Source organism: Streptococcus sp. CL8.13 (assembly GCF_049737895.1).
On record NZ_JBKOTT010000055.1, the window covers coordinates 1 to 5,680 of the forward strand.

5 protein-coding genes and 1 pseudogene are annotated in these 5,680 nt (G+C 41.3%); 2 read left to right on the forward strand and 4 right to left on the reverse strand.

Annotation, left to right across the window (positions count from 1 at the left end; all coding sequences use genetic code 11):
* A pseudogene (locus ACLNCN_RS02870) lies at nt 1-94 on the reverse strand (MutR family transcriptional regulator); the annotation flags it as partial.
* A gap of 2 nt (nt 95-96) precedes the next feature.
* Nucleotides 97-1,998 (reverse strand): ABC-F family ATP-binding cassette domain-containing protein, encoded by a 1,902-nt coding sequence (locus ACLNCN_RS02875; protein WP_173876221.1) that lies wholly within the window; start codon nt 1,996-1,998, stop codon nt 97-99.
* 153 nt (nt 1,999-2,151) lie between these two features.
* On the opposite strand from ACLNCN_RS02875, the gene ACLNCN_RS02880 reads away from it, so the two are divergent.
* Entirely contained in the window at nt 2,152-3,870 is a 1,719-nt protein-coding gene (locus ACLNCN_RS02880) for a phospho-sugar mutase (protein ID WP_000121686.1), read from the forward strand.
* A 111-nt stretch (nt 3,871-3,981) separates the two neighbouring features.
* Complete coding sequence (locus tag ACLNCN_RS02885; protein ID WP_261240309.1) at nt 3,982-4,329, forward strand: thioredoxin; 348 nt, start codon at nt 3,982-3,984, stop codon at nt 4,327-4,329.
* Between the two features lie 33 nt (nt 4,330-4,362).
* On the opposite strand, the gene ACLNCN_RS02890 is transcribed toward ACLNCN_RS02885, so the two are convergent.
* Complete coding sequence (locus ACLNCN_RS02890) at nt 4,363-5,172, reverse strand: MBL fold metallo-hydrolase (protein ID WP_424844571.1); 810 nt, start codon at nt 5,170-5,172, stop codon at nt 4,363-4,365.
* A gap of 1 nt (nt 5,173) precedes the next feature.
* Nucleotides 5,174-5,680: ATP-binding protein (locus ACLNCN_RS02895; RefSeq protein ID WP_424844572.1), on the reverse strand; the 507-nt coding region annotated here is incomplete at its 5' end.

Here is a 5,680-nt window from a genome sequence, read left to right on the forward strand (position 1 = left end):
ACTGAGAGGTTGAACAGGACTCCCCTGCCGCCTCCTTTAAAGAATAATTTCCACTTGTACGAAATTCACGAAATACTTTTCCAAGATGTTCCATCTTTACACCTGCTCTGATAATTCTTCCCACTCAAGCATGGCTTCTTCCTGACGATGGCTGATTTTGTCCAACTCAGCCTGCAATTCCATGAGTTTGCTGGCATCGTTTGTTTCCAACATTTGTTCAGAAATGTCTTGGCTTTGACTTTCTAACTCTTCAATTTCAGCTTCTAGACTTTCGATTTGTCGCATAAGTTTACGAACTTCTTTTTGACTTTCTTTCTGAGCTTGATAGTCATTAACTGAGCTTGCTTCTTTTACTTGATTGCTGGTTAAAGCTTCCTCTGTAAGACTGACTTCCATTTCAGCCTTTTTATCAACATAATAGTCGTAATCTCCAAGGTAGAGAGTCGAACCATTCTCAGACAATTCTAGAACATGAGTTGCTACACGATTGATAAAGTAACGGTCGTGGCTGACAAAAAGCAAGGTTCCATCAAAGTCAATCAAGGCATTTTCTAGCACTTCCTTGCTATCAATATCCAAGTGGTTGGTTGGCTCATCCAGAATCAAAAAGTTGTTGTTTTCCATAGACAATTTAGCCAAAAGCAAACGAGCTTTCTCGCCACCAGACAGCATGCCGACCGATTTTTTAACATCATCTCCCGAGAAAAGGAAGGCACCTAGACGGTTACGAATTTCAACTTCTGGTGTCAGTTTAAAATCATTCCAAAGTTCATCCAGTACAGTATTACTTGGTGTCAGCTTGCTTTGAGTTTGGTCATAGTATCCAACCTCAACATTAGCGCCAAATCGCTTTTCCCCCTTGATAAAAGGAATCTGGTCCACTATAGACTTAATAAAGGTTGATTTGCCAATACCATTGGGACCAACTATAGCAACAGCATTCATCTTACGAAGGTCTAAGTTGATAGGCTCTGACAGGACTTCCCCATCATAGCCAACAGCTGCATTTTCAACAGTCAGGACAACATTACCCGACGTTTTTTCAGACTGGAAGGTCATGTTAGCAGATTTCTTACCAGTTTCAGGCTTGTCTAAACGCTCCATTTTTTCCAGCTGTTTGCGGCGAGATTGGGCACGCTTGGTCGTTGAAGCTCGGACTAAATTGCGATTGACAAAGTCTTCCAGAGCTGCGATTTCCTTCTGTTGCTTTTCATAGTTTTTTGCCTCAGTAGCTAGCTTTTGCTCCTTCAACTCTACAAAACGAGAGTAATTGCCCACATAGCGGTCCAAAGAATGCTTGGTCAAATCCAGCGTAATTGTCGCAACCTTGTCCAAGAAATAACGGTCATGGCTGACAATAATAAGGGCACCGCTATAATTTACCAAGTAATTCTCTAGCCAGGCAATAGTTTCAATATCCAAGTGGTTGGTTGGCTCGTCCAATACCAAGAGATTTGGCTTTTCAAGGAGCATTTTAGCCAGTGCCAGACGAGTATTTTGACCACCAGAAAGCTCAGCAATTTTCATCTGCCACATAGATTCGTCAAACTTGAATCCATTTAAAATCGCTCGTATATCAGCTTCATAGGTAAAGCCATCTGCCTGACGAAAATTTTCAGATAAGCGGTCGTAATCTGACATCAGCTTATTCAAGTCCTCACCAAACTTTTCACCCATCTCCAACTCCATCTGGCGAAGTTGCTTCTCAGTCCGACGTAAATCATCAAAGACATGAAGCATCTCATCGTAGATGGTATTTTCAGACTCAAAACGGCTATCTTGGGCTAGGTAAGACAGAGAAATATCTTTTTTCTTATTGATTTCTCCACTAGTTGGCTCCTCTTCTCCAACCAAAATCTTCAAAAGAGTAGACTTACCTGCACCATTTTTCCCAACAAGAGCAATTCGATCTCGTTCATCAACTTGCAGGGTGATATTATCAAAAAGAACCTCTCCTGCAAAAGAACGTTCAATTTTATTAGCTTGTAAAATAATCATACAAACAGTATAGCATGTTTCCCTAAGGCATTCAAGACTTGATAAACCAGCATATGACACCACTTTTCTGAAAATTATGCTACCGTTTTACTAAAACGCTAAAAAGTGCTATAATGTGAACGGTTAAAACAATTTACAAAAAGGAGAATTTCAATGTCTTACCAAGAAAATTACCAGAAATGGGTTGATTTTGCGGAGCTTCCTGACTACCTTCGTCAAGATTTGGAAAATATGGACGAAAAAACTAAGGAAGATGCCTTCTATACAAATCTTGAATTTGGTACTGCAGGTATGCGTGGCCTGATTGGTGCTGGTACAAACCGCATCAACATCTACGTTGTTCGCCAAGCTACTGAAGGATTGGCTCGTTTGATTGAGTCAAAAGGTGGAAACGAAAAAGAACGAGGTGTAGCAATTGCCTACGATAGTCGTCACTTCTCACCTGAGTTTGCCTTTGAATCTGCGGCAGTTCTTGCTAAACACGGCATCAAATCTTACGTATTTGAAAGCCTTCGTCCAACTCCAGAATTATCATTTGCAGTTCGTCACCTCAACTGTTTCGCAGGTATCATGGTCACAGCCAGCCACAACCCTGCACCATTTAACGGATACAAGGTTTACGGTGAAGACGGTGGACAAATGCCTCCACACGATGCAGACGCTTTGACTACATATATCCGTGCAATCGAAAACCCATTTGCAGTTGAAGTTGCTGATGTGGAAGCTGAAAAAGCTTCTGGCTTAATTGAAGTTATCGGCGAAGCTGTTGATGTAGAATACCTTAAAGAGGTTAAGGACGTAAACATCAACCCAGCCTTGATTGAAGAATTCGGTAAAGACATGAAAATTGTCTACACACCACTTCATGGTACTGGTGAAATGTTGGCTCGTCGTGCTCTTGCCCAAGCAGGATTTGACTCTGTTCAAGTCGTTGAAGCGCAAGCAACTGCTGACCCTGACTTTTCAACTGTAAAATCTCCAAACCCAGAAAGCCAAGCAGCTTTTGCTCTTGCTGAAGAACTTGGTCGTCAAGTTGGTGCAGATGTTCTTGTGGCAACTGACCCTGATGCTGACCGTGTTGGTGTTGAAGTTCTTCAAAAAGATGGTAGCTACCTCAACCTTTCAGGTAACCAAATCGGTGCTATCATGGCTAAATACATCTTGGAAGCCCACAAAAATGCTGGAACTCTGCCTGAAAATGCAGCACTCTGCAAATCTATCGTATCAACTGACTTGGTAACGAAGATTGCTGAAAGCTACGGCGCAACTATGTTCAACGTCTTGACTGGTTTCAAATTCATCGCTGAAAAAATCCAAGAATTCGAAGAAAAACACAATCACACTTACATGATGGGATTTGAAGAAAGCTTCGGTTACTTGATTAAACCATTCGTACGTGATAAAGACGCTATCCAAGCTGTTCTAGTCGTTGCTGAACTTGCTGCCTACTATCGTTCACGTGGTTTGACACTTGCTGACGGTATCGAAGAAATCTACAAAGAGTACGGCTACTACGCAGAAAAAACTATCTCTGTTACCCTTTCTGGTGTCGATGGTGCTGAACAAATCAAAGCGATCATGGCTAAATTCCGCAACAATGCTCCAAAAGAATGGAACGCAACAGCTATTACTGTCGTAGAAGACTTTAAAGCTCAAACTGCTACTGCTGCTGACGGTACTGTTACAAACTTGACAACTCCTCCAAGTGATGTGTTGAAATACACACTTGCTGACGGTTCATGGATTGCTGTTCGCCCTTCAGGTACAGAACCAAAAATCAAGTTCTACATTGCAGTTGTAGGGGAAACAAACGAAGAATCACAAGCTAAAATTGCTAATATCGAAGCAGAAATCAATGCTTTTGTAAAATAAAGCCCTATAAAAGATGAGACCAAATAATCTCATCTTTTTTTCGTATCAAATCTAAGCAATTTTAGAAACTTTATGGCATACTAGACTTATCAATGAAAGCGAGGTAATCTCATGGAACAATTTTTAGATAATATCAAAGACCTTGAAGTCACTACAGTTGCGCGTGCACAAGAAGCTCTTGATAAAAAAGAAACTGCAACCTTCTTTATTGGTCGCAAAACTTGCCCTTACTGCCGTAAATTCGCAGGTACATTGTCAGGTGTCGTAGCTGAAACCAAAGCCCACATCTACTTCATCAACAGTGAAGAAGCAAGCCAACTCAATGAGTTGCAAGCATTCCGCTCACGCTATGGTATCCCAACTGTACCAGGCTTCGTTCACATTGTGGATGGACAAATCAACGTCCGTTGTGACTCTTCAATGTCAGCACAAGAAATCAAAGATTTCGCAGGATTGTAAAAGATATAAAAAAGAAGGCCCTCGCCTTCTTTTTTATATATCTGTCAATGGTGTTGCAGTATCTGGTGAGGTATCATAAACCTTAAAGTCTACTCCTACACCTAGATCAGCTTGCGCCAGCTGATTGACCATGGTCATATGAGCCAGTTCCTTGATATTGTTCTCTTTAGACAAATGTCCTAGGTAGATTTTCTTAGTGCGGTTTCCCAAGGTACGAATCATAGCTTCAGCACCGTCCTCGTTAGAAAGGTGACCCAGATCCGATAGGATTCGTTGTTTGAGTCGCCAAGCGTAAGAACCTGCTCGCAAAATCTCTACATCATGGTTGGACTCTATAAGATAGCCATCTGCATTCTCGACAATTCCTGCCATACGGTCACTCACATAACCTGTATCAGTCAGCATGACAAAACTCTTATCATCCGTCATAAAGCGATAGAACTGCGGTGCGACTGCATCATGACTCACACCAAAACTCTCGATATCGATATCTCCAAATGTTTTGGTTTTGCCCATTTCAAAGATATGCTTTTGCGAAGAATCCACCTTGCCAAGATACTTGCTATTTTCCATAGCCTGCCAGGTTTTTTCATTGGCATAAAGATCCATACCATACTTGCGAGCCAAAACACCTACTCCATGAATATGATCTGAATGCTCATGCGTAATCAAGATAGCATCCAAGTCTTCTGGTTTGCGATTTATTTCAGCAAGTAGGCTGGTTATTTTCTTACCAGACAAGCCTGCATCCACTAAAAGCTTCTTTTTGGGGGTTTCCAGATAAAAGGAATTTCCACTGGAACCCGATGCTAAAATACTGTATTTAAAGCCTGTTTCACTCATTCTAGTCTTCTACTTCATCCTCCCATACTTCTTCTTTCACTGCATCCTTATCATAAGGGAGCACAATGGTAAAGGTCGATCCCTTACCGTATTCACTCTTGGCCCAAATAAAGCCCTTATGTTGTTTGATAATCTCTTTAGCAATAGCTAGTCCTAAACCAGTACCTCCTTGGGCACGACTTCTAGCACGATCCACACGATAAAAACGGTCAAAGATACGTGGTAAATCCTGCTTAGGAATACCCAATCCTTGGTCTGAGATAGATAAAATCATCTGATCATCAGTCGTCTTCATGGTCACTGTGATTTTCCCACCATCTGGCGAATACTTGATGGCATTGTTGAGAATATTATCAATCACCTGTGTCATCTTATCTGTATCAATCTCAATCCAGACTGAGGTAATTGGGTAATCTCTCACCAGTTCATATTTCTTCTCTTCATCCTGCCCTCTTATCTGATCAAAACGGTTGAGGATAAAGGTTATAAAGGCAGTGAAATTGATTAA